This is a genomic window from Reichenbachiella sp. MSK19-1 (assembly GCF_003590315.1).
GTDB lineage: Bacteria > Bacteroidota > Bacteroidia > Cytophagales > Cyclobacteriaceae > Reichenbachiella > Reichenbachiella agariperforans.
On record NZ_MIER01000015.1, the window covers coordinates 1,043,787 to 1,066,444 of the forward strand.

Here is a 22,658-nt window from a genome sequence, read left to right on the forward strand (position 1 = left end):
TATTAAAAATACAATCGATTGTATTTTGTGTTGCTTTTTTATTTTATCTTCGCCACTCCAATGAAAAAGAAGGCCACCATACACGACATAGCCCGCGAGCTCAACATCAACGCCAGCACGGTATCTAGGGCTCTAGCCGATAGCCCTCGGGTCAAAGAAAAGACCAAAAAACTGATCCAAGAAAAGGCCGCTGAAATGGGGTATTCGCGCAATCACTTGGCTTCTAACCTACGTACACAGCGCACACATACTATAGGTGTTATCGTCCCCAATATTTCACGACACTTCTTCTCTACTGTGATAGGCGGCATGGAAGAAATCGTCTCAGAACAAGGTTACAATCTGATCATTTGCCAATCACATGATAGTGCAGAACGCGAAGCACAGCTCGTTGACACCCTACTGGCCAATCAAGTCGATGGCATCATCTTGTCGATCGCTACCGAGCAGAGCGACGGGAGTCATATACAACGCATCGAAGCAAGTGGGAAGCCGGTGGTGTTTTTTGATCGTGAATGTAAAACCATCCAAGGTCACAATGTGCTCATCGATGATTTTTCGAGAGCTTATGAGTTGACAGACAGCTTGATCCAAAACGGCTGTCGTCATATTGTCCACCTCGGTGGCAACAGCGAAGCAAGTATCTATCAAGACAGGCTAAGAGGGTATAAAGATGCACTGGAGAAAAATAACATCGAATTTCAGGAGGATTGGGTCTTCAAGAGCCGACTCAAACAGCTAGATGGTCAAGAAATCGCGCAGCAATTGCTCACTAAGGATAAAATGCCTGACGCCATCTTCTCTGCCAATGACGTAGCTGCTATCGCAGCGATGGAAGTGCTCCAAAAAGCAGGCATCCGAATACCCGAAGAGATCAAAGTGTTTGGTTTCAGTGGCGAACCGATTTCGGCCTACACCTCTCCCGCACTCAGTACGGTCAATCAAAACCCGAATCTCATGGGACAAAAAACGGCAGAGCTGCTTCTCGATCAAATCAACGGAACACAGCTACCCGTCCACAATACCATCATCCCCTCCGAGATCATCATCAGACAATCCTCTCTAAAAACAGACTAACAGCATCTTGTCTCTTTAGTCTTGGTTCTATAGATCTAGTCTCTACCCCTAATGTTCACAGTACATTAAGTTCTCCTTAGTGATGATATCCAAAGGAAGAAACTGTTGTTGCTCTACTTCCATATTGAGCAGTAAATGCTGGTGTAAGGCTTGAATCGCCTTAAAGCCCTGTTGCTTCGGTTGCTGATGAATGAGATAGTTGATCGTTCCATCTTCGAGATACATTTTATTCTCCTCGATCAGGTCATAACCGACCATGCGAAGTTTTAGTTCTTGCTTCACTTCGTTCATCTCTGTGGCCAAAAAATAAGATCGAGAGTTGGGGACGAAAACACGAACCGGTTTCTTTCTGATCAGCATACGCTCTATTAGTTCACTGTAGCCCATCGCTTCCTGCTCCATGTTTATTTTGATAACCTGAGGACTGTTGTTCACTTCTTCAAAGTAATTTTCCAACCCTTCTATCCGCGCTGCAATGGTTTTATTGTACAAATCTGCCATTTGGAAAGTAATCACGTACAAATCATAATTCTCAGAATACCCTTCGTGGAGCAACCCTCCAGACATGCGACCACTCTGAAACGCATCCTGACCAATGTATGATAGACAGTTAGGCAATGGGATTTTAGAATCCACTAAGATCACCGGAATCTGACTTTTTTTCAACCGCTCAACTGCAGGACTGTTCTCATTCAGAAATATAGGTGCCAGCACAATACCGTCCGGCTTGGCTGCCACGACCTCTTGGATGATCCCTTCTATCTCTGTCTGTGACTCCACCGCTAGACTATAGGCATGCATATCGACTTGCAAGAAATCATACTCCGCCACAGCTTTCTCTACGCCCTGTCGGTGTTTCACCCAATAGGAGTTTTTCTCTGGCAAAATCACCGCAAGATGATAAGTCTTATTCAACTTGAGATTGCGTGCATAGACGTTAGAAGAATAATTCCCTTCCTTAGCGATTCTGAGGACTCTTTCCTTGGTCTCTGGCGAAACACGTCCTCTATCGTGTAGCACACGATCAACTGTCCCTATGGATACATCTGCCTGTTTGGCAATCTCCTTTATAGTAATTCTCGGTTTCATATCGAATCTAAAGTTGTAAAAAACATTTTGAATTCAGATGCAATATACTACATTTGTCAAAACAATGTTAACGTACACGCACTAACAACACTCCTAGACGAGTGTTTTTTAAAAGCGAAATGCGGTAACGTACACACAGACTTTACAAACAAACACATACATGGAATCTATTCAAAACAAAGTAGTCGTCATCACTGGCGGTGGCGGTGTGCTCTGCGGCACGATGGCTAGCAAACTTGCAGCATTAGGTGCCAAGGTCGCCATTCTCGACTTAAAGCAGGAAAATGCTGAACAAGTAGCAGAAAGCATTCGCCAATCAGGTGGAAATGCCATCGGTCTAGCAGCCAATGTCCTAGACAAAAACAGCCTACTTGCAGCACAAGCTGAAGTGCACAGGCAGCTAGGTAAATGTGACACCCTCATCAATGGCGCTGGAGGCAATCACCCCAAAGGCACCACCTCTAAGCCCTACTTCGAGCCAGCAGATTTAGACGCTACAGAAGAACTCACGACATTTTTCGATCTCGATCCAGAGGGAATCAAGTTCGTCTTTGACCTCAACTTCATCGGGACACTCCTACCCTGTCAGATATTTGCCAAGGACATGGTCTCCAGTCAAGGTGGCAACATCATCAACATCTCGTCGATGAATGCCTTCACGCCGCTCACCAAGATCCCAGCCTATAGTGGAGCAAAAGCCGCCATTTCTAATTTCACCCAGTGGCTCGCCGTGCATTTCTCCAAAGTCGGCATCCGTGTCAATGCCATGGCACCCGGTTTTTTCCTCACGGAGCAAAACCGCAGACTCCTCACCGAAGAAAGTGGTGACCTCACGGCACGTGGCAACACCATCATCGATCACACGCCGATGTCTCGCTTTGGGACACCCGAGGATTTATTAGGAACTTTGGAATGGCTCTGTGGGGACGGTTCGGCATTCGTGACGGGTGTGACTATTCCTATTGATGGAGGCTTCAGTGCTTTTAGTGGTGTTTAACAATGAAAGAGACTAAAATGAAATTAGAACAAACCTGGAGATGGTACGGACCCAATGATGGCGTCAGCCTCTCCGACATCCGACAAGCCGGTGCGACAGGCATCGTCTCAGCACTACATCACATCCCCAACGGAGAAGTATGGACAATCACTGAGATTCAAAAACGAAAAGAAGAAATAGAAGCTGCAGGGCTCACGTGGAGCGTGGTAGAAAGCGTCCCAGTACACGAAGACATCAAAAAACGCAGCGGCAATTTCGAGAACTATATCGAGAACTACCGACAGTCCCTAATCAACCTCGGCCAATGCGGTATCGATACCGTATGCTACAACTTCATGCCCGTACTGGACTGGACACGTACCGATCTAGAGTATGCCTTCGGAGATGGCTCTACAGCACTGCGCTTTGACGTGACTGCCTTTGCGGCCTTTGAGCTGTTCTTGCTCAAACGACCCGGTGCAGAAGCGGCCTACACTCCTGACCAAATAGCGAAAGCCAAGACCTACCACGAGGCAATGAGCGAAACGGACAAAATGAAACTCGTCGGCAACATCATCGCGGGGCTACCCGGCGCTGAAGAAGGCTACACCCTCGATCAGTTCCAAGCCGTGCTATCCTCCTACGATAACATCGATGCAGCGACTTTGAAATCGAACTTGTTTCAGTTTCTAGCAGCCATCGTACCTGCTGCTGAGTCAGCGGGCGTGTTACTTTGCATCCATCCTGACGATCCTCCATTCCCGATTTTGGGTCTCCCGAGAGTAGTCAGTACAGAGCAAGATGTACTTGACCTCTATGCAGCGGTAGACAGCCCGCACAATGGCCTGACCTACTGCACAGGATCCTTCGGCGTGCGCGCGGACAATGATCTCGCAGGCATGGTCGAGCGCCTCGGACACCGGATACACTTCATCCACCTAAGAGCGACGAAACGCGATGCGGAAGGCAACTTCCACGAAGCGGATCATTTGGACGGAGATGTCGACATGTATGCAGTGATGAAAGCACTCGTCGAGGAGCAAGCGAAGCGTGTGGCACAAGGGCGACAAGACATTCGTATGCCGTTTAGACCAGATCATGGACATAAAATGATCGATGATTTGACCAAAAAAACCAATCCGGGTTACTCCGCCATCGGTAGACTGAGAGGTCTTGCCGAACTGAGGGGACTAGAACTCGGAATCAGACGCAGCAAGGACAATTAAGTTCTTGCTACTTTAGTGAAGCAAACAATTAATAAATATAGTGTGATGAAAAAATTCTTAGACACAGATTTTCTACTTACCAACGACGTGGCAGCCGAACTCTACCACAACCATGCGGCAAAAATGCCCATCATTGACTACCACAACCACCTTTCGCCTGAGGATATTGCCAACGATAGGCACTACAAAAACATCACCGAAGCGTGGCTCGAAGGAGATCATTACAAGTGGAGAGCCATGCGTGGCAATGGGATCGACGAAAATTTCATCACTGGAGATGCTGACCCGAAAGAAAAGTTCTCCAAATGGGCAGAGACAGTACCCTATACCCTACGCAACCCCCTCTACCACTGGACGCACCTAGAGCTACAGCGCTATTTTGGAGAGAACCAATTGCTCAACAGTCAATCTGGAGATGCGATCTACCAATCTACCTCTGAGCAACTACAGCAGGACAACATGGGCTGCCAAGGCCTCCTCATCGGTCAGCAGGTAAAAGTAGTCTGTACCACAGATGACCCGATCGACAGTCTAGAATACCACAAAGCTATCGCAGCGGCAAACATTCCTCTGAAAGTGCTACCGACTTTCAGACCGGACAAAGCACTCAACGTCTCTGATCCAAAAAGCTACAACAGCTACCTCGACCAACTGGCTAACGCGACTAGCACAGCAATCAAATCGCTCAGTGATTTACTCTCTGCTCTCCAAAACCGCGTAGACTACTTCGACAGTCTAGGCTGCAAACTGTCAGATCTGGGATTCAATACCATCCCGATGTACAACAGAAAAGAAACAAGCTATGAGAGCTACTTCGAGACTGTCAGAGCTGGACAATCTTTGTCCGAGGACAAAGCGGAATCCCTACAGGCCTATATCCTGCTCGAACTCTGCAAGATGTACCACGCCAAAGGCTGGGCACAACAGTTTCACCTAGGCGCACTCCGCAACAACAACGCCCGTGCACTCCGCGAACTCGGACCTGACACTGGCTATGATTCTATGGGGGATTTCAAACAAGCCGAATCGCTATCGACATTCCTCAACAAACTAGATGACTCCAATCAGCTCGCCAAAACCATCCTATACAACCTAAACCCGAGTGACAATGAACTCTTTGCTACCATGGTCGGCAACTTCAACGACGGTCAGATCATCGGCAAGATGCAGTTCGGTACAGGATGGTGGTTTTTGGATCAAAAGACGGGAATGATCAACCAAATGAATGCCCTCTCCAACATGGGACTGCTCAGCCGATTCATCGGGATGCTGACAGACTCTCGTAGTTTCCTTTCGTTCCCGAGACACGAGTACTTCCGTCGTATTCTATGTGATCTCATCGGACAGGATGTTGTCAATGGCGAGATTCCTCACGACATGGATCTACTGGGACAGATGATAGAAAACATCTCCTACAACAATGCCAATACTTACTTTGGTTTTGACAAAGCTTAATACATCTGACATCCATAGCTCGAAGGGTTTTAGCTTCAAAATTCCAGCAAAACCTATGAATGAATAGAAGATGTGAAAAAGTGGAAACAATAAAATACAATCGATTGTATCTTATACACCTTTTCACTTTAAATTGCAGCATGCTTGTCGTTGGGTTTCGGCGACAAGCATGCCTTTAAATCAACTAACTCCCTGCTGCACCAACCCGCAGCTTGCCAAACCGAAACCAAATGAAACTACATACTGAAGGTGGTATGCAGAGAAAGAGAAAGCGCATGAATATCGAACTAAATAAAAATAAGTGAGCATGAACATCAAAAATCACTTGCTATTGCTACTGACCGTTTGCCTGCTGTGGTCCTGTTCCCAGCAAAGCGACACCAGAAACCTGAAACTAGCACATAGTCTCAATGCCCAACACCCTGTACATCTTGGCATGTTGGAAATGGGACGAATTCTCGACGAAATCTCGGATGGCAAAATGACCATGGAGATCTACGCCAACGGCCAACTCGGTCAGGAACGTGATCTACTCGAACTCCTACAGATCGGTAGTCTCGACATGACCAAAGTATCTGTCGGTGCATTAGAAAACTTCGTCCCTGAGATGAAAGTTCTCACACTCCCCTACATATTCAGAGACTCTGCCCACACCTGGAGCGTACTCCAAGGTCCTATCGGTAAACAACTACTAGAAAAAGGTAGCAAGTACTGGCTCAGAGGACTCTGTTTCTACGATGCAGGCAGTCGTAGTTTCTACTCCAAAGCCAAACCCATCCTATCACCTAGTGATCTCGCAGGGATGAAAGTCCGTGTCATGAACAGCCAATCGGCATTCGACATGGTCAATGCACTGGGTGGCTCTCCTACACCAGTATCATTTGGGGAACTCTACACCGCACTGCAACAGGGAGTGGTAGATGGCGCAGAAAACAATGCGCCGAGTTTTTTCACCTCCCGACACTACGAAGTGTGCAAGTACTACTCGATAGACGAGCACTCTACGATACCCGATGCACTGATTGTGAGCACCTACCTATGGGAAAGCCTCTCGGAACAAGAGCGCAAGTGGCTACAAGAGGCTGCCGACCAGTCCGTCAACTATCAAAAGAAAGTATGGGCTGCCTCGGTACAGGAGTCTCTCACCAAAGTACAGGCAGCGGGTGTGGAGATTTTTCATCCCGAAAAGTCACCCTTTCAGGCCAAAGTACAAGGGCTCTACCAAGCCTTTGAGACAGACCCTGAGCTCAAACAACTCATATCAGAAATTCAAAATCTAGGCAAATAAGAATACAAGCATGACGATAAGACAAAAACTAGATTCGTACCTTGAAATAGCCCTAAGCCTACTACTAGGCTTGATGGTGCTCAACGTACTGTGGCAAGTCGCCTCACGGTTTCTACTCAATGACCCCAGTGCCTTCACTGACGAACTCGCCCGCTACCTGCTGATATGGGTAGGCTTACTCGGTGCAGCCTATGCCACAGGCAAACGCATGCACGTGTCGATAGACCTCATCACCCGCAAGCTCAACGAAAAACAACAAGCTGTACATTTTCGACTGATCCGATTCATCATCCTGTGCTTTGCAATCTTTGTATTGATCCTAGGAGGGACACGACTGGTGTACATCACCTTCATCCTCGGGCAGACCTCCTCTGCCATGCAGGTATCACTGGGCTATATCTATCTGGCCTTGCCACTGAGTGGCCTGTTGATCTGCTATTATACGATTTGTGACCTTTTGAACATCGACTAAGCCATGGAGCATTTAGAAATATACACGCTTGTTATCAGTTTCATTCTTTTCCTCCTACTCGGTGTGCCCGTCGCATACAGCGTAGGGCTCTCGTCGCTACTGACCATCTTGGTCAACATCGACACCATGCCAGCCTTCACGACCATCGCACAGCGCATGGGGACTGGACTGGATAGCTTTTCACTTTTGGCTATCCCCTTTTTCATCCTTGCCGGACAGATCATGAACCAAGGAGGGATCGCCCAGCGTCTCATTGCATTCGCGAAAGCACTCGTCGGCTCACTCCCCGGAGGACTAGCCTATGTCAACATCATCGGCGCGATGCTCTTCGGCGCGATCTCTGGGTCTGCCATGGCAGCCGTATCCGCCATCGGCGGGACTCTCGGGCCACAGATGGAGAAAGAAGGCTATGAAAAATCATACGGCGCGGCAGTCAACATCGTCTCATCGACGACTGGACTCGTCATACCACCTTCCAATATCCTGATCGTCTACTCACTCGCCAGTGGCGGAGTATCGATCGCCGCACTGTTTCTAGCAGGCTATGTGCCGGGCATACTGATGGGACTGACCCTGATGATCATCGCAGCGGTCTATGCCAAAATCAAGAACTATCCGCGAGGCGCAAAATCATCGATAGGCAATGTCCTACGGACCTTCGTCGATGCACTGCCTAGCCTCATGATGCTGGTCGTCGTGATCGGCGGTATCGTCGTAGGGATATTCACCGCGACCGAAGCGTCTGGGATCGCAGTACTCTATACCTTCGTACTCTCGCTGATCTACCGCGAACTGACCATGGACAAAATCCGTCAGATCGCCATCAGTTCGGTGAGTACCACCGCAGTGGTGACCCTACTGATCGCCTGCTCGATGAGTATGTCATGGATCATGGCCTACCAAAACATCCCACAGGCCGTCACCGATGGGATCCTCAGCGTCTCTGACAACCCCATCGTCATCCTACTGCTGATCAACATCATCTTGCTCGCCGTAGGGATATTCATGGACATGACCCCAGCGGTATTGATCTTCACACCGATCTTCCTACCCGTAGTAGAGACCATCGGGATCGATCCAGTCCACTTCGGGATCATCATGGTCATGAACCTCTGCATCGGACTCTGCACCCCGCCTGTAGGCTCGGTACTCTTCGTCGGCATAGGCGTAGCAGGCATCCCACTAGAGAAAGTTATCAAACCGCTGATCCCGCTCTTCATCGCGATGATCGCCGTACTGATGCTCGTCACCTTCTTTCCGAGCATCACGATGTTCTTGCCCAACTGGCTAGGCTAATCGCCCTCAGACACGAAATCAAAAGTCCCCGCATCCAGATATAATTGTCTCGGTGCGGGGACTTTTTTATACGGGGCGGAGCGTAAAGAAAATATCTGTTAGATGTTTTTAGCGAGGAGCCGACCTGTAGGGTAGGGATTGAGAACTGCTTGGCCTGTTCTGACGAAGAAAGATCCTGGTGGTGTGAGAGGCGCACTGGCGGTCATTTGACCGTCAGCTGTCTGCTCGATTATGAGCATTTTTTAAAGATGAATCTCGTTGGATAGTTAAGCGAAAAATGTGCGTTCAAACCTTTCGTAGATGACTTTTGGATTAGCTTTCTTGGAGTCGGCTCGCTATCTCTCTGCTTTTAACTAACCTGAAAGTGCCTCTTACTGAATGTAGAAAAGCGCATTGCAAATGCTTAAAAAAAAGCGTCCTCGTTACAAACGAGGACGAGTTGGAAAATAGCCCAGTTAGCTTATGGATGATAGTATTTGTTGGCATCTGTTTTATTCAGGCAGGTGATAGAGTTGCACAGCCAATTTGATCCTTTTGTCGGTATCAATTGGAAGTGAAAAAGTGAAGTTGAACCATGAACTATCAGAATCTTCCTGTCGGCTCTCAAAATTTAAATGCTTACTAATTGAATTGGTGACAGTATCTAAAACGGAGCTAAAATTCTTGTTAGCAACAAATATAATTGTCGAAGTTTTGGAGTCCCTCCAAGTTAAATATCCAAGTAGTTGGTCGATAGTTTCGTGAAATCCTTTTTCTCCTGACCAAAATTTACACTCTGCAACGAATACAACTGAACTATCATGCCGTAGTTGTATGTCAGTCTTTCCTGATTTATTAAAGGTTTCACCTGAAGCGCTACCGTATTCAAAGTTAGGATCCAATACCATAAGAATATGATCTCTTAGGTCTTCTTCATTTTTACCAGCATAAACCGAGGGTAACCTTTCAAAATTTTTTCCAACGTCATTAACTATTTTAAGGATTTCATAATAGTTTTTGTCGTCAAGAGTTGGCTCAGGTTTAAATGCTCCTCTTGAAACAGTGGGTTTGGCAACCTGTATTTTTCTTCTCGTCTTAGGTTTTGGAATTGCAAAAGTCTCTGCGGTATCATTTCTCTTCTTTATTGGAACTCCAAGGCCAGACAAAAAGCTCTTAGTCGATTTGAGCTTCTGTTTTCGTCGGTCAACCTCAGATTCGATTACTGAAGCTAAACTATCGTTATAGTTGTTAATCATTTCTTGGAGATGGTCATAGGTTCCAAAAATTCGATTCAAATGCCCCTCAAATTCTCGTTTAATTAATTCTGGATCATTGTGGAAGTTTATGAATTTAAATATTAAGGCTCCTTCATTCTCATCGAATTCCACTGTTGACTCAATGTTCATCATATAAGTACTAGGCTTTAGCCCTAGAAGACTTATGTCGCCTGAATATGGCACATAAAAAATTACAGTATCACGTCTATATGTCTTGCTTGGCTCTGTAAAAAAAACAGGTGGGAAGCGATTACCCGGAACGTCCATTTCTCCGCTATCTACGTACGTTTTGTCCCTATGAATTTCTGGAAAATCGACTATGAATTGATTTTTTAGATGGTCGGCATATTCAGAAGCTTCAACCTTCAGAATATAGTCTTCTTGTTCACCATCAACTACCCGTTTGATGTGTTCATATTTTGACTGTATAAAATGGTCTGCATCAAGTTCGTAAAACAGTTTTAAAGTTCCCATGCGATTTGTGAATAGATGCCAACATTCGTGTAAAGTACACAGTGTACTATATGCGCACTGCTTCAAACGTTTATAAAAAATTTTCTCTTCTCGAATGATGCTGCAGGAAGCCGACTGCTGATCGACTTGGTAAAGCCAAGCTAGTATTTCCTGTCGATATTTCCCAAGGCTACAGGCAAATCCCTTGGTATATCACAATACGCTATGAGATGGGTGCTATATTTTGGGTTGGGAGGGGAATGAGACCTGACCTGTCCGAACTAAGCTTAGTTCGGCTCCCATGTTGCCTTACCTCAGGGTCAAGGTAAGCTTAGTTTCACCCTGTAGTAAGCTTAGGTTGGGGCTCTGGTAAGCTTACCTTCAGGCTCAGGTAAGCTTAGCTTTTGTTCAAAGCACATAAAGCCTGCTCAAAAGCTTGTTTTGAAGGTTTTTGAGTGATGAAATACCCCCTGCTAGTTTCTGATTTGATCCCCTGATGAACGCATGGTTATGGCTGGGTATTGAGCCAATGAAGATCGCCAACTAGGATTAAGCAAGTCTGAAGACTTGTCCTGTGTATATGCTTTCAAGTCTCGCTTTGCGCTAAGACTTAAAAGAGCTGGGTGGTGTGAGAGGTGCACTGGCGGTCATTTGACCGTCAGCCGTCTACTCGATTGGCAAATGTTATTTATCTTTTTTTATAATTTCATAAATCTTATCTGATATTTCAAAAACATTTTGGTGCTTTTGGTTTGTTAAGACCACAATGGTAATCCTGTCTTGTTTAAATCTTCGTGCAACACATTCGTAACTCGCAGTTGAACCGTGATGAGAATGCTCGATAATCTTATCATTTTCCCATGCGGTATATCCAAGAGGCGATTGAATATTATCACCTTTTTTAGCTTGTTCGGATAGTTTTTTCACAGATTTTTTATTGATAACCTGAAAATTTCCTAATTCTTCAAACCAATTTGTCATATTTCTGGCGGTCGAACTGAATAAAAGACTTTTTGTTGATAGTTTGTAATCATCTTCTTTAAAATCTGCATTGAAAGGAATTGCCATTAATGTTCTATCCTTATATGGATATTGTTCTTTAATGATTGTATTTTCCATCCCATAAACATTGAATATATTTTCTTGCAAATATCTATTAAACGTGGTTTTGGTTATGTTCTCCACTATTTTAATCAACAAAATGGGATTACTATTTGAATATAAATAATCTGAACCTGGCTCAAATTCAAGGTTTTTAATAGATTTCAGCTCTTCTAGTATATCATTATCATTTACATTAATTCCTTTGCTAAAATAAACGTCCCAACCAATTGTTGGCAATCCACTTGAATATTGTAATAAATTTTGAACAGATACCTCTTCAGACCAATTTGGTAATTCAAGAATATATTTGGAAATTTTGTCGTCTAAATTTATTAGATTTTTCTCTTGTAGTTGCATTATTGAAACTGCTGGAAATTCCTTGTATATTGAACCAATATTAAATCGATATTCCATAGTCAATTTTGTGTTTTTTGAGCCATCTGTATAACCAAATGACTTTTCGTAGAGAGTTTTTCCGTCTTTCGTTACCAATACATTTCCGTTAAGTTGTCCTTTTTCATGAAGGTCGTTTAAATAAGTATCGATATTCTCATTATTCTTGCAACTAAAAAGAGAAATAATTAGGCTTAGCAGAAAGATTTTGGTCATAATTTTAGTCATTTTGATTTATTCGATTGATGTTTATTATTTAGACTAATTGATTTCTTTTGTGTTACAGTTTTTCTCTAATATTTGCTAACGTCTCGACTATGGTTAGTACGGGAATTAAAAGTAATTAATTCCCGATTAAGCACTTAGCCAAAACTTTTTAGTCGTCCCTTAAAAAGTCACATTGAAGCTTTGGACATGTCGATATTGCAGATGCCTGATCAGTTCAATTTGTAGTTGCGGTTTGTTTTGCAATTTAGTGTAGAGCCAAAGAGCTATTGCTCTTAGTTTTTTCATCAATTTCTTGTAATTAAATCCACTTGCAGACATAATGAAGTTGATTTTATCTCCCGTTTTTCCTTTGAGATAATTGATGACTGCTCTATGATCCTTCTTTATGTGTCCAATGATCGGCTCAATGGCAGCTCTGCGTCTACAGTGCTTTCTCTTCTTCTGTTTTTGATAGGTGCTGTCTCGTTTTAGTGGTTTTGAGGGACGGATAATGGTGGTGCTTTTTACCTTGCTAGTTCCTTTATAGCCTCTGTCTACTGTGGCAGTCTTAGGATAGTTGCCCGTTAGTATTTGTGTTTGATTCAACACCGTTTCAAGGGTATGTCCATCGTAAATATTCTCTTCAAAAGTCATCGCCCCCACGATAATGCCCGTGTTTTGTGTCAATACTACTGACCCTTTGCATCACTTCAAAACCTCCAAAATATTGAAAGTATGGCTTCATTTCCCACTGTTGTTCTACCAACACTTCATCTGATAAGTTGTACATGGATTTAATATCAGAAGAGATACCATCAAACGTATTGGGTAAGCTGGGCGGCCTTCAGTAGAGTAAAGGAAGCCAAATTCTTCTTCAAAATAAGACCATTGTACCTTATGACTTAATAGATAAAGTTCTTGCTTAGCATTGAGCTGTTCTCTTAAAGTAGGAGATAAAAAATTAAGCTGGTTGTTAGTCGACTTTTTTGGCTGCATTTGACAAGATTTTAATGCTCATAAACACATTTTCTTGTCATTAAATATACCAAATTAAACTCACTTTAACCCCTCAAATCCACCCATTAAAGCATTAAGACACTTTAATAGGGTTGACTATTTATTTTGTTTTATCTTATTTGTTATAAAGCCAAATCAAAAGATTTGGCGGACTTTCTAAATATACCCAAACTCAGGTTTAAGCACCAAAACCCGTATTAATTATAGCCATTGTTATGAGCCGTTTTTTATTTTTCGTTTTTTTTTAGGTCCTTTATTTCGTTAGCTATATTTTCTGCAACCTCTTCCAAAATATCTCCAGTATCGTCGAAACTAGCGTTACTCAAAATAGAAATTCCCATATTGGATTTTGGATAGACCATAAACCAATTTTGCATTCCGAAAATCCCTCCGTGATGTCGGTAAATTGTGATATAATCATCTTTAATGATATTCCAATGGTAGCCTATCGAAAAACCGTAAGAAGTCTCAAGCTTGTTTTTGTTTTGAATAACTTACTGAACGACTGTGAATGTTCAAAGCCTAATGTATAAGCAATTTCACTTACGGACAAGTTGGTAGTTGACAATTTCTCTTTTGCTTTCTCAATCAATTTTTCGTGGATATGTTGTTGTGTGCTTTGGCCCGTCAAGGTTTTCAGTAAACCACTTAAATAGTTAGGTGATACATTTAGTTCTTTAGCAATATTTTGAACAGTAGGCAATCCACTTTCTATCAAACTATCCTGATTGAAATATTCTTTCAGTATTTCTTCCAGACGATTTAATATTTTATGGTTGAATATTTTTCTGGTTATGAATTGGCGATGATAAAATCTGTCTGAATAATTGAGTAACACTTCTAATTGGGCAATGATCAGGGGTTGACTAAACTTGTCAATATTAGAAAGATATTCCTGTTTAATACTTTGAAAAATATTGATAATTGTGGTCTCTTCTTTATCTGAAAGGTGTAAGGCTTCATTGGCCGAATAACTAAAAAAGTCGTATTGTTTTATAGATTTTGCCAATGGGTTTTGCCATAAAAAATCGGGATGAATGAGCAGCATCCATCCCGAAAGCTTATAATCCCCTTCTGTTTCGACTGAAAAAACCTGTTTGGGAGCAATGAAAAACATGACGCCTTCATCAAAATCGTAGGTTTGCTGACCATATTTGTATTTTACCGTAGAATCAATATTTTTTTTTAACGCAATAGAGTAAAAATCAAATACCCAACTGGTTTGCTCATCAGTTGAAAGATTCCTTACTTCATCCAAATTTATCACACTCATCAATGGGTGTTCTGGTTTAGGTAAGCCTCGGAATCGATGGTATTCGCTAATTGTTTTGATATGATGAGGCGATATGTTTTTCATAATCTATGGCTACAGTTGATTATACGCTTCAGCAAAGTCTTGAGCAAAATCTTTCATTTTGACCTTGCCCATCTTCTTGGGTTTATGTTCGTTGTAATGTTCGTACAATAAACCACTGTTTATAGCTGCATACATTTCCATCATACCCTCCGCAATGGCAGGTTGCATGCCCGCAGCTGCCAGACCTTCTCTCATCTGTTCATCCGTTATGGTTACCCATTTCAAATCTGGGTTTCCTATCGCTTCACCTAAAATAGCTGCCAATTCATTGTAAGTAAGTTCATCACTTGTCACATACCGTACTGTTTGGCCAGCAAGTGGTGAGGTAATCTCCTCGGCAATGACGCTAGCAATATCCGAGGGTGATACCCACGCATTTACAACCTCACCTCCGATATTAGATGCTATAAACCCATGAGCCTTCGCCGAATGAACCTGCGGCAGCAAATTGTAATAAAATTCGGTAGGACGAACGTGAGTCATAGCAACATCCGAAGGTAATGCATTGAGTATGCTTTCAACATAAAAAGTGTCCTGAAGTATGCCGTTACCTTCTTTCATATGAGCTCCGATGCTACTTAGATTAACGACTTTTTTCACTCCGCTTTGTGTTATGGCTTGTGCGTAGTTGTTCCCCAGGTCTTTATAATAGGCAAGTAAATCAAGGTCATGGTCAAAATAGTTTGCCGGTGGCACCATACAAAATACAGCATCCGCACCTGTAAATGCTGAAGTAATAAAATCAACATCTTCTATAGAGCCAATGGCTGCTGTCGCTCCCATAGCTTCAATGTCTTTTTGCCGTTCAGCGTTACTGCTTATCACTGTTACCGAATATCCTTTTTGTACCAACTCCTGCGTTAGCGGTCTACCTATATGGCCTAATGAACCTGCAAGTGTAACTTTCATCTTTTCTGTTTTTATGTTCATTGCAAAATTGCTTAACAAAATTCCGCAGAAACAGAAGGACGTTTGTAGTCAAATATATGTTTGTTGTAGGCTAATGTAAGGTCAGTTCTTTTTCTTTCATTTAAGAACTAAAACCGCTGTTTTTTAAATCTGTTGCAAGCAGTAGAATTTTTTTCAATTAAATGATGCCCTGAATTGCAATGGTGATTGTTGTGTGTTTTTTTTAAACATAGTACTGAATGATTGAGGGTATTCAAACCCTAAATCATAAGCGATTTCCTTTATGCTAAGATTAGTTGTGGAAAGTAGTTCTTTCGCTCTTTCAACTATGGATTCTTGAATATGGGTTTGCGCATTTCTGCCGGTAGTATTTTTTAATAAATCACTCAAATAATTAGGAGAAACATTGAGCTTTTCCGCAAAAAAATTGACCGTTGGAACACCCAATAGTGTAGCATCACTTTTTAGGTACACATCCATTAATTCTTCCATTTTTACTACAATGTCATTATTTACAGAACTTCGTGTCAAAAACTGCCTATTGTGAAAACGCTTTGCGTAATTGAGAAGCAAGTCAATGTGCGATACTATTAAATCTTGACTGTAATGGTCAATGTTATTTTTTAGTTCATCCTGTATTTGATGCATCAGGGACATAATGATATGGTCCTCTTTTTCGGAAAGGTGAAGTGCTTCTGCGGTTGAATAGGAGAAAAATCCATAATTACCAATATGCTTTCCTAATTCATAATACCGTATTAGGTCAGGTTTAAAAACCATCATATATCCTGACACATGGTCATCCACAGGGTTTGTGACAGAAAAGATTTGACCAGGCTTTGTAAAACTCATTACACCTTCATCAAAATCATATTGACCTTGTCCGTACCGAAATTTGCCTGAAGCCCCTTTTTTAATCGCTACGCAATAGAAATCATAATAAAAGCTGCTCCATATCTCATTAGAATCGAATTTCAAATGCTCAAAATCAATCACGCTTATTAAAGGATGATTTGGTTTTGGCAAATTGAATAATCTATGAAGTTCAGATATTGATTCAATTTTATATGGAGCAGCTTTTTTCACACTATTCTTGTTCAAAATCAGTAGATAAAGATAAAGCTTTCCATTGTTCCATTTCTTCCTTTTCGTTTTTGCGAACTTCCAAAATGGCATTGTAACTATCAGAACCTAAAGGAAGATGCAAGGGAGGATTCGGCATTTCTGCAAGTTTAAGTACTAGGGCTGCTAATTTTTTAGGATTTCCTAATTGCTTACCATCAAACCCTGTAAACTGTGCTACCTGTTTATCTAAATTATAGGCATCAATTTTATGTTGCGCCACATTGAGTGTGTCCTCATTCATAAAATTTGTACGAAATGTTCCCGGAGCAAGGATAGTTACTTTTACGCCAAAAGGTGCAATTTCTTGAGCTAGCGCTTCTGATAGACCTATAACCGCATATTTTGAAGCGCTATAGCTTCCGTTAGCAGGATAACTCATATAGCCCATCATAGATGCGATATTAATAATGTGCCCCGATTTTTGATTGCGTAGGTGTGGCAGTACATTTCTGATGATATGGGTCATTGCAAAAACATTAACATCCATTGTTTTTCTAAACTCGGCATCACTTATTTCTTCGATATTACCCAATAGGTTATACCCTGCATTATTGACCACAACATCTATTTGTCCAAATTCATCTATGCTTTTTAAAATAGCTTTTTTAATCTCTTTTTCATTGGTGATGTCCAATTTAATGGGGAGTAAATTACCCTCGTGATCTTCAATTTTTTCTAAAAGCGTGTCCGTATTTCGAGAAGTTGCAATTACCTTATCTCCATTATCTAAAGCTGCTTTTGTGATTTCAAGTCCCATCCCTTTAGAGGCCCCTGTAATAAACCAAATTTTCTGTGTACTCATATTTTTTTGTTTTATACAAAACTATCGGACACTTAGATGAATAAAGTTTTCAAATCAAGGCTAAACGTATTCAAATTCAATATTATGGTTGAGTTTTTGTCTTATTACCGCTAAAGGTCTTGTGTATGAGCAGTAGCGGATTTTGTGCAACTGCTTTTCAAATAACAATATACTTTTACTTAATGGAAAAGCGGTTCAGGTTAACACCCAAACCGCTATTGCTTGTACTCAATGTCACCAACAGTGCTCAGCTCGTCAAAATGGCAATTGAAAAAAATCTGATTTGAGCGGTGGGGTGAGGAATCAATCTTGGACTGGATTCTAGACCCACCATGTCAGAGACACTACTGATCATTGGGAAGCTTTCCGAGCACTCGGACTACAAGTCCTACGATAAGGGTTCGACTTTACAAAAGTCGAACAGCGGGAGGTCTACCTATATGGCCTAGTGAACCTGCAAGTGTAACTTTCATCTTTTCTGTTTTTATGTGCTTTGCAAAATTGCTTAACAAAATTCCGCAGAAACAGAAGGACGTTTGTAGTCAAATATATGTTTGTTGTAGGCTAATGTAAGGTCTGTTATTTTTCTTATTAATGTGTTGTCGTGCGGTGTATCATTACAGCTAACAACCGAACACGTGACATCATGCCACCTATCCGCATTATGTCTTTTAATTCGTTTTCTTTTCAAAGCATCCTTATCATTGAGTCTGATGTAAAGTATGCTTTGAACTGTAGTAGAAGGCAAAATAGGGTAATAGACCAAAAGTGACAAACCAACCCCATCTCCGTCCCAAGATCTGTAACGCACACACCTATCAACAAGACCTCCCAACCCCTTAGCACTCTTTGCAGCGCATAAAAAAGGTCTCCACCAGCAGTCGCTAGTGGAGACCTTTATGATTAGGTAGGAAAGCCTTCTTGGTATTTCTTATATAATGCCTATTGGCAGACACCATGCTTCGGTACCAACTTAGTCTTCAAAACGTACTGAAACCACCTCATCACCGCACAATAATTAGATCATCCCAGCACTCAGCAATACAGAAACAAAGATAAAACGCTCCCCTTGGTTCTAAATAAAACAGGCAGTATCTCCAGCCTAATCCGCTACTTTTATCCCCAACGATGTGCAGCTGTATTCTATCACAACCAGAATACTAATTTTTTTAGCTATTTTGTTTCAAATACGGAAACCCATCACTATAATTGCTAAAATATTTACTCCTGATACAAAAGGAAACCGAGCGCAGTTTATCAAAATAGACCTAAATTGCTCTCATATTCCCACTTCATAAACGACACAAACATGAGCGAAAACGCTGAAAAACAAAAAGCACTTCAACTCACACTAGATAAATTAGAAAAGACCTACGGCAAAGGCACGGTCATGAAGCTCTCTGACGAAAGCATCATGGACATACCATCCATCCCTACTGGCTCTGTCAGTTTAGATATCGCCTTAGGTGTCGGAGGTATCCCTAGAGGACGAGTTGTTGAAATATATGGACCCGAATCATCTGGTAAAACGACCCTCAGCATGCACTGTATCGCAGAGGCTCAAAAACAAGGAGGGATGGCGGCCTTTATCGATGCTGAACATGCATTCGATAAGTTATACGCCGAAAAACTAGGGATCGATACCGAAAACCTCCTCATCTCACAACCAGACAACGGTGAGCAAGCCTTAGAAATCGCCGAACACCTCATTCGTTCTGGTGCGATTGATATCATCGTGATTGACTCTGTCGCGGCGCTGGTACCTAAAGCCGAGCTAGAAGGAGAAATGGGAGATAGTAAAATGGGGCTTCAGGCACGACTCATGAGCCAGGCCTTGAGAAAACTAACTGGGGCAATCCACAAAACAGGCTGTACTTGTATCTTTATCAACCAGCTCAGAGAAAAAATCGGCGTGATGTTCGGCAACCCTGAGACCACTACAGGTGGTAACGCCCTCAAATTCTACGCTTCGGTCAGACTAGACATCCGTAGAATCGGTCAGATCAAAGAAAGTGCTGACAACATTCTTGGCAACAGAACTCGTGTCAAAGTCGTCAAAAACAAAGTAGCACCTCCGTTCAAAGTGATAGAATTCGACATTATGTATGGGGAAGGAATTTCCAAAGTAGGCGAAATCATCGACATAGGTGTAGAACTAGAAATCATCAAAAAAGCTGGATCTTGGTTCTCCTACAAAGGCAACAAACTAGGCCAAGGTAGAGATGCTGTCAAAAACTTACTCCTAGATAACCCTGAACTAATGGAAGAATTAGAAACAGGGATCAAAGGCAAAATCAGCGGAAAAGGAGTAGAAGAAGAAACCGAAGCTTAAACCTAAAAGCTTATAACCACCATTATGTAAAAGAGCAAGACATCACGTCTTGCTCTTTTCGTTTCACCACACCTTATTTGATCATCGTTAGATAATAAAGTCTCTCTACCAATCTATCTGAGACATAATTTTATAATTTTGCGATTCGAAAAAATCCAAATAAATCAGGCATGTCGATATCTGCAAAGTATGACCCATCAGAGGTAGAAAATAAAAGATACAAGGAATGGATGGACAAGGGCTTCTTTAGCTCCAAACCCAATCCAGAAAAAGAGCCATACACCATTCTAATCCCACCACCCAATGTCACGGGGGTTCTCCACATGGGACACATGCTTAACAACACCATACAAGATGTGCTCATCCGAAAGGCACGTATGGAAGGCAAGGAGGCTTGCTGGGTTCCCGGTACTGACCATGCATCTATCGCCACCGAAGCAAAAGTAGTCAACCTACTGCGCGAAAAAGGCATCACCAAAGCAGACCTAACACGTGAAGAGTTCTTAGCACATGCCTTTGAGTGGAAAGAAAAATACGGCGGTATTATCCTAAACCAGCTCCAGAGACTGGGTGCTTCATGCGACTGGGATAGGACCTTCTTTACCATGGACGAAAAAAACTCCAAGGCTGTCGTCGATGTATTTATCAGCTACTTCAACAAAGGATATATCTACCGTGACTACAAAATGGTGAACTGGGATCCTCAGGCTCAAACTACCATTTCGAACGAAGAAGTTATTTACAAAGACGTAGATGCAGCGCTCTACTATGTAGAATATCAAGTAGAAGGCTCGGACGAAAAAATCACCATCGCAACCACTCGACCAGAGACGATCCTCGGTGATAGTGCGATCTGTATCAACCCAGAAGACGAACGATACACACATCTCAAAGGCAAAAGAGCTATTGTACCTTTGGTCAATCGTTCTATTCCTATCATCGAAGACGAGTATGTCGATATCGAATTTGGTACGGGCTGCCTGAAAGTGACACCCGCTCACGATACCAACGATTATGACCTAGGCCAAAAACACAACCTAGAGACCATCGACATCCTCAACGATGACGCAACCCTCAATGAAGCGGCGCAATTCTTCGTAGGACAATCCAGAGAGGAAGCCAGAAAAAACATCACCAAGCAACTAAAGGAAGAAGGCTCCCTTGTCAAAACAGAAAGTCTACGTCACAATGTAGGTTTCTCGGAGCGAAATCCTGATACAGTCATCGAACCCAAGCTATCCCTGCAGTGGTTTGTAGATATGCAAAAATTAGTCGGGCCAGCACTCGACAATGTCATGAATGACAACATTCAGTTCTTCCCAGACAAGTTCAAGAACACCTACAAGCACTGGTTAGAAAACATCAAAGACTGGCCTATCTCTAGACAGCTATGGTGGGGACAACAGATCCCTGCGTACTACTATGGAGAAGACGGTGTAGCGGTGGGCAAAACCAAAGAAGAGGCGCTCGCCATGGCCATCAAAGACACTGGAAACGCTGCCTTGACACTAGACGACCTCCGACAAGATGAAGATGTGGTAGACACATGGTTTAGCAGTGCTTTACTTCCTATCTCTGTATTCGATGGTTTTGAGAATCCAGACAACGAGGAATACAAATACTACTACCCTACCCAAGTACTGGTGACAGGATGGGACATCATTTTCTTCTGGGTCGCACGCATGATCCTATCTGGCTATGAGTTTGGTAAAGACAAACCTTTCGAGAAAGTGTACTTCACGGGTATGGTGCGGGATTTGAAACGAAGAAAGATGTCTAAGTCACTAGGCAACTCTCCAGATGCACTCGGACTGATCGATCAGTATGGTGCGGATGGCGTGCGCGTTGGTATGTTGCTCAGTGCAGCAGCAGGCAACGATCTACTCTTCGATGAGAAGCTATGCGAGCAGGGAAGAAATTTCTCTAACAAAATCTGGAATGCCTTTCGTCTGATCAAATCTTGGGAGATCAAAGATCAACCCCAAGAGGCCAGTGCTGCTACTGCCAACAAATGGTTCAACAATCGAGTAAATCAGGTACTAGAAGAGCTCGATGATCTCTTTACGAAATTCAGATTATCTGAAGCTCTCATGAGCACCTACAAGTTGATCTGGGATGATTTCTGCTCGTGGTATCTAGAGATGATCAAACCAAAATATGGTGAGGCCATAGATCAACAATCTTATGATGAAGCCATCGGTCATATCGAAAAAATGATGCGAATCATTCATCCTTTCATGCCATTTCTATCAGAAGAAATCTGGCACAACATCAAAGAGAGAGAGGAAAATGACTACCTCATCGTAGCAGAGTGGCCTAAAGTAGAATCTTTCGATACGGACTATATCAAACAAATCGCCAATGTATTCGATGCGATTTCGAACGTCCGAAATACCCGAAACACCTATGGCATATCTCCTAAGGAAGCACTCGCACTTAAGATCAAATCGACGGACTACTCCGCCCTCGAAAACGAATTTGCGGTGATCACTAAACTCGCTAACGTTTCATCTATTGACGAAACCTCTACGAAGGAAGACAATGCGGAAAGCTTCATCATAGACAGAGACGAGTATTTTGTCCTCCTTGGTGATCATGCCAATGCTGATGATCAAAAAGAAGAAGTAGAAGCAGAGATCAAACGACTCAAAGGATTCATCTTCGGTATAGACAAAAAGCTCAGCAACGAAAAATTCGTCAACAATGCCCCTGAGCAAGTAGTAGCCATGGAACAAAAGAAAAAAGCAGATGCACAAGCTAAAATAGCCATGCTAGAAGCAAAGTTATAATTCCAAATCATCCGCCTCCATGATCTGTGTGCTAC

The 22,658-nt window shown here is 42.7% G+C and carries 18 protein-coding genes; 9 read left to right on the forward strand and 9 right to left on the reverse strand.

Annotated features, from left to right (window positions below):
• Nucleotides 1–60: 60 nt before the first annotated feature.
• Complete coding sequence (locus tag BGP76_RS12200; protein WP_119844863.1) at nucleotides 61–1,077, forward strand: LacI family DNA-binding transcriptional regulator; 1,017 nt, start codon at nucleotides 61–63, stop codon at nucleotides 1,075–1,077.
• Between the two features lie 48 nt (nucleotides 1,078–1,125).
• On the opposite strand, the gene BGP76_RS12205 is transcribed toward BGP76_RS12200, so the two are convergent.
• Nucleotides 1,126–2,166, reverse strand: coding sequence for a LacI family DNA-binding transcriptional regulator (locus tag BGP76_RS12205; RefSeq protein WP_119844864.1), 1,041 nt, complete (start codon nucleotides 2,164–2,166; stop codon nucleotides 1,126–1,128).
• Nucleotides 2,167–2,326: 160 nt separating this feature from the next.
• On the opposite strand from BGP76_RS12205, the gene BGP76_RS12210 reads away from it, so the two are divergent.
• The 6 genes from BGP76_RS12210 to BGP76_RS12235 all read left to right on the forward strand — a co-directional run bounded on the left by BGP76_RS12210 (nucleotide 2,327) and on the right by BGP76_RS12235 (nucleotide 8,879).
• Nucleotides 2,327–3,163, forward strand: a complete 837-nt coding sequence (locus BGP76_RS12210; RefSeq protein WP_119844865.1) for an SDR family oxidoreductase — start codon at nucleotides 2,327–2,329, stop codon at nucleotides 3,161–3,163.
• A gap of 17 nt (nucleotides 3,164–3,180) precedes the next feature.
• The gene (gene uxuA, locus BGP76_RS12215) at nucleotides 3,181–4,368 is read left to right on the forward strand and encodes a mannonate dehydratase (RefSeq protein ID WP_119844993.1); all 1,188 of its coding nucleotides are present in this window, start codon (nucleotides 3,181–3,183) and stop codon (nucleotides 4,366–4,368) included.
• A gap of 45 nt (nucleotides 4,369–4,413) precedes the next feature.
• Nucleotides 4,414–5,823: a glucuronate isomerase gene (gene uxaC, locus BGP76_RS12220; protein WP_119844866.1), complete on the forward strand. Its 1,410-nt coding sequence runs from the start codon at nucleotides 4,414–4,416 to the stop codon at nucleotides 5,821–5,823.
• Nucleotides 5,824–6,130: 307 nt separating this feature from the next.
• Nucleotides 6,131–7,111, forward strand: coding sequence for a TRAP transporter substrate-binding protein (locus tag BGP76_RS12225; RefSeq protein ID WP_119844867.1), 981 nt, complete (start codon nucleotides 6,131–6,133; stop codon nucleotides 7,109–7,111).
• A gap of 10 nt (nucleotides 7,112–7,121) precedes the next feature.
• Entirely contained in the window at nucleotides 7,122–7,583 is a 462-nt protein-coding gene (locus BGP76_RS12230; RefSeq protein ID WP_119844868.1) for a TRAP transporter small permease, read from the forward strand.
• Nucleotides 7,584–7,586: 3 nt separating this feature from the next.
• Nucleotides 7,587–8,879: a TRAP transporter large permease gene (locus BGP76_RS12235; protein ID WP_073122357.1), complete on the forward strand. Its 1,293-nt coding sequence runs from the start codon at nucleotides 7,587–7,589 to the stop codon at nucleotides 8,877–8,879.
• A 98-nt stretch (nucleotides 8,880–8,977) separates the two neighbouring features.
• Here the strand turns inward: BGP76_RS12235 and BGP76_RS20335 are convergent, their stop codons facing one another.
• The 8 genes from BGP76_RS20335 to BGP76_RS12270 form a co-directional block, all read right to left on the reverse strand.
• Nucleotides 8,978–9,118 (reverse strand): hypothetical protein, encoded by a 141-nt coding sequence (locus tag BGP76_RS20335; protein ID WP_158584264.1) that lies wholly within the window; start codon nucleotides 9,116–9,118, stop codon nucleotides 8,978–8,980.
• Between the two features lie 252 nt (nucleotides 9,119–9,370).
• Nucleotides 9,371–10,609, reverse strand: coding sequence for a hypothetical protein (locus BGP76_RS12240; RefSeq protein ID WP_119844869.1), 1,239 nt, complete (start codon nucleotides 10,607–10,609; stop codon nucleotides 9,371–9,373).
• A gap of 663 nt (nucleotides 10,610–11,272) precedes the next feature.
• On the reverse strand, nucleotides 11,273–12,301 hold the full coding sequence (locus BGP76_RS12245; RefSeq protein WP_158584265.1) for a serine hydrolase: 1,029 nt from the start codon (nucleotides 12,299–12,301) through the stop codon (nucleotides 11,273–11,275).
• Between the two features lie 171 nt (nucleotides 12,302–12,472).
• A complete protein-coding gene (locus BGP76_RS12250; RefSeq protein WP_147407461.1) occupies nucleotides 12,473–12,979 on the reverse strand; it encodes a transposase in 507 nt (168 codons plus the stop codon).
• Nucleotides 12,980–13,754: 775 nt separating this feature from the next.
• Nucleotides 13,755–14,666, reverse strand: a complete 912-nt coding sequence (locus BGP76_RS12255) for an AraC family transcriptional regulator (RefSeq protein WP_119844872.1) — start codon at nucleotides 14,664–14,666, stop codon at nucleotides 13,755–13,757.
• A gap of 9 nt (nucleotides 14,667–14,675) precedes the next feature.
• Nucleotides 14,676–15,596: an NAD(P)H-binding protein gene (locus BGP76_RS12260; protein ID WP_255416126.1), complete on the reverse strand. Its 921-nt coding sequence runs from the start codon at nucleotides 15,594–15,596 to the stop codon at nucleotides 14,676–14,678.
• Nucleotides 15,597–15,749: 153 nt separating this feature from the next.
• Nucleotides 15,750–16,661, reverse strand: coding sequence for an AraC family transcriptional regulator (locus BGP76_RS12265; RefSeq protein ID WP_119844873.1), 912 nt, complete (start codon nucleotides 16,659–16,661; stop codon nucleotides 15,750–15,752).
• A 1-nt stretch (nucleotide 16,662) separates the two neighbouring features.
• Nucleotides 16,663–17,502: an SDR family NAD(P)-dependent oxidoreductase gene (locus BGP76_RS12270; RefSeq protein ID WP_119844874.1), complete on the reverse strand. Its 840-nt coding sequence runs from the start codon at nucleotides 17,500–17,502 to the stop codon at nucleotides 16,663–16,665.
• Nucleotides 17,503–18,811: 1,309 nt separating this feature from the next.
• Here BGP76_RS12270 and recA point away from each other — a divergent pair.
• On the forward strand, nucleotides 18,812–19,834 hold the full coding sequence (gene recA, locus BGP76_RS12275; RefSeq protein WP_073122364.1) for a recombinase RecA: 1,023 nt from the start codon (nucleotides 18,812–18,814) through the stop codon (nucleotides 19,832–19,834).
• 170 nt (nucleotides 19,835–20,004) lie between these two features.
• Nucleotides 20,005–22,623: a valine--tRNA ligase gene (locus tag BGP76_RS12280; protein ID WP_119844875.1), complete on the forward strand. Its 2,619-nt coding sequence runs from the start codon at nucleotides 20,005–20,007 to the stop codon at nucleotides 22,621–22,623.
• The last annotated feature ends 35 nt before the right edge of the window (nucleotides 22,624–22,658 follow it).

What these genes read in the sequence shown, in the direction of transcription:
- BGP76_RS12270 (WP_119844874.1), bottom strand. Translation starts at nt 17,502, where the DNA reads ATGAGTACACAGAAAATTTGGTTTATTACAGGGGCCTCTAAAGGGATG.
- BGP76_RS12225 (WP_119844867.1), top strand. Translation starts at nt 6,131, where the DNA reads ATGAACATCAAAAATCACTTGCTATTGCTACTGACCGTTTGCCTGCTG.
- BGP76_RS12210 (WP_119844865.1), top strand. Translation starts at nt 2,327, where the DNA reads ATGGAATCTATTCAAAACAAAGTAGTCGTCATCACTGGCGGTGGCGGT.
- BGP76_RS12230 (WP_119844868.1), top strand. Translation starts at nt 7,122, where the DNA reads ATGACGATAAGACAAAAACTAGATTCGTACCTTGAAATAGCCCTAAGC.
- BGP76_RS12245 (WP_158584265.1), bottom strand. Translation starts at nt 12,301, where the DNA reads ATGACCAAAATCTTTCTGCTAAGCCTAATTATTTCTCTTTTTAGTTGC.
- BGP76_RS12240 (WP_119844869.1), bottom strand. Translation starts at nt 10,609, where the DNA reads ATGGGAACTTTAAAACTGTTTTACGAACTTGATGCAGACCATTTTATA.
- BGP76_RS12200 (WP_119844863.1), top strand. Translation starts at nt 61, where the DNA reads ATGAAAAAGAAGGCCACCATACACGACATAGCCCGCGAGCTCAACATC.
- recA (WP_073122364.1), top strand. Translation starts at nt 18,812, where the DNA reads ATGAGCGAAAACGCTGAAAAACAAAAAGCACTTCAACTCACACTAGAT.
- BGP76_RS12205 (WP_119844864.1), bottom strand. Translation starts at nt 2,166, where the DNA reads ATGAAACCGAGAATTACTATAAAGGAGATTGCCAAACAGGCAGATGTA.
- BGP76_RS12255 (WP_119844872.1), bottom strand. Translation starts at nt 14,666, where the DNA reads ATGAAAAACATATCGCCTCATCATATCAAAACAATTAGCGAATACCAT.
- BGP76_RS12260 (WP_255416126.1), bottom strand. Translation starts at nt 15,596, where the DNA reads ATGAACATAAAAACAGAAAAGATGAAAGTTACACTTGCAGGTTCATTA.
- BGP76_RS12280 (WP_119844875.1), top strand. Translation starts at nt 20,005, where the DNA reads ATGTCGATATCTGCAAAGTATGACCCATCAGAGGTAGAAAATAAAAGA.
- uxaC (WP_119844866.1), top strand. Translation starts at nt 4,414, where the DNA reads ATGAAAAAATTCTTAGACACAGATTTTCTACTTACCAACGACGTGGCA.
- BGP76_RS12235 (WP_073122357.1), top strand. Translation starts at nt 7,587, where the DNA reads ATGGAGCATTTAGAAATATACACGCTTGTTATCAGTTTCATTCTTTTC.
- uxuA (WP_119844993.1), top strand. Translation starts at nt 3,181, where the DNA reads ATGAAATTAGAACAAACCTGGAGATGGTACGGACCCAATGATGGCGTC.
- BGP76_RS20335 (WP_158584264.1), bottom strand. Translation starts at nt 9,118, where the DNA reads ATGCTCATAATCGAGCAGACAGCTGACGGTCAAATGACCGCCAGTGCG.